We start from the raw sequence: 2281 nt of genomic DNA on the forward strand, positions 1-2281 counted from the left end.
ACAGCAATTGTTCCACGTCTAGCAGTTTGCGGTTTCTCTCTTTCGTAATACACAACCTGAAGTTTAGACAAGCCATAGTCATCCGAAATTTGACCTAAAACATAGTTCTTAGCCACTTTCAAACTGTCGGGAGCGTTGTTCACATTAATCGTTGGAAACTGATCTTTTACAATAGAAAGCTGATAATTGAGTTTTTCGTAGTTTTTTACTTTATCATTCGAAGTAAGAATTTGATAATCTGTATTTTGACTAATATTTTTTGATAAAGCGAAACTGTTTTCTGTTTTCGAAAAAGTAGCTTTTACAAATCCGTCTATCCAATCCACGCTTTGTGTGGCTAGCGTATTCATCTTCCAAGTAACACGAGTTCCTTCAGGAATAACAGCATTTCCTGTTCCTTTGATAACTTCTGATTTTTTATTCAAATACGCTGGAAAGTTCAACTGCATTTCGAAATTTGCAATAGAGGGAACGGTTATCACTTTAAGTTCATAATCAGGAGAAGAAATAGCATTTCCCTCCACGTGGAACAAAATATTTTCTGAAGGCTTTGACATCTTAAATCGAAACTCTCCCGCTTTAGTCGATTCCATAAAATAACTTTCGTCATCAATAAAAATCATCGCATTCTCAGGAACTACTTTCCCTTCGGTTTTAATTCGAAGTATAAAATCCTTTCCTTGTTCGGTTTGTAAATTCGAATTCAGAACTACAAATTTAAATGGAGCCGGTGGCATAAAAGCTGAATTGAAATGCACAACTCTATTCAAACTTTGAGAAATCATGCTGCTGTTTCCTGACAAATAAAAGAAAGCAAATAACACTATTGGAATCAAAGCCAAAGGAAAATATTTCCTGTTACCATTATAATTTATAGCATTACCAAAAGGTATTGGTTGCAACGCATTGGCTTTTTGTTCTATCGAAGCGGCTAATAATTCGGATTTAATTAGATGCTCATTAGGATTTGATAATTGTAAAAAGTTAGTCAATTTATCACTCACTTCCGAAAAATGATTTCCTATAATTGCCGAAGCCTGATTGTAATCGATTCCTTTTTGAAGTTTGAATAATTTAAAAATTGGGAACAAAATAAAACGGAACAACAAATAGACTTCTACTCCAACGAAAGTCCAAAATAAGATGGTTCTTCCCTTTGGTTTGAGCCAAAGAAAATATTCGACAAAAAGTGTAAATAGAAAATACAACAATCCTAAACCGATAAAGAAAATAGTTCCCCGAATCAATTCGTTGGTATAAAACTTTCTGATGAAAGCTTCTAATTTTTGATAAATAAATTGCTGTTTTTCCAAAATTTATACTTTGATTTTTTATGACCACTAAAAGTAATAATTTAAATGAATAAAGAAATGTTAAAAATCACCAAACTCATTAATCTTACATTATCTCATTTTCAGATAATAACATCAGAAATCGAATTTGTATCTTCGCAAAAAATTTACAGCAATGTCTAAACAAGTTCGGGTGCGTTTTGCACCAAGTCCAACTGGACCTTTACATATTGGCGGCGTTCGCACCGCATTATTCAATTATTTGTATGCCAAAAAAAACAATGGCGTTTTCTTCTTAAGAATTGAAGATACGGATCAGAACCGATTTGTTCCTGGTGCCGAAGAATATATCATGGAAGCTTTAAAATGGTTAGGAATTGCGCCAGATGAAACTATTGGTAAAAATGAAAAATTTGGCCCTTACCGCCAAAGCGAAAGAAAAGATTTATACCAGCAATATGCTGCTGAATTAATCAATTCCGATAATGCGTATTATGCTTTTGATACAGCAGAAGCTTTGGATGCAGCAAGAAAATTAGAAGAAGAACAAGGTAAAACGTTTATTTACAATCATACAAACAGAAAAAAACTGGATACTTCACTAGTGATTTCTGCAGCCGAAACTGCTAAAAGAATTGCTAATGGCGAACATTATGTCATCCGTTTTAAAACTCCAGTGAACGAAACCTTGCATTTGCATGACATCATTCGTGGTGATGTAAAATTTGAAACAAATCTTTTGGATGATAAAGTATTATTCAAAAGTGACGGAATGCCAACGTATCATTTAGCTAATATTGTGGATGACCATTTAATGGAAACATCTCACGTAATTCGTGGTGAAGAATGGTTGCCATCCATGCCTTTACACGTTTTGTTGTACAGAGCCTTTGGATGGGAAGCGCCAGAATTTGCTCATTTACCGTTGATTATGAAACCAATTGGTAACGGAAAATTATCCAAACGTGACGGTGACAAGATGGGATTTC

General features: G+C 34.1%; 1 protein-coding gene and 1 pseudogene. One reads left to right on the top strand and one right to left on the bottom strand.

Going from position 1 to position 2281, the window contains the following annotated elements:
- Window positions 1-1313, bottom strand: a pseudogene (locus ACH2BG_RS00385) (hypothetical protein); the annotation flags it as partial.
- 154 nt (window positions 1314-1467) lie between these two features.
- On the opposite strand from ACH2BG_RS00385, the gene gltX reads away from it, so the two are divergent.
- Window positions 1468-2281 (top strand): glutamate--tRNA ligase (gene gltX, locus ACH2BG_RS00390; protein WP_395045762.1); only part of this gene is annotated, 814 nt, incomplete at its 3' end.

It is taken from the genome of Flavobacterium sp. (genome assembly GCF_043779715.1).
GTDB lineage: Bacteria > Bacteroidota > Bacteroidia > Flavobacteriales > Flavobacteriaceae > Flavobacterium.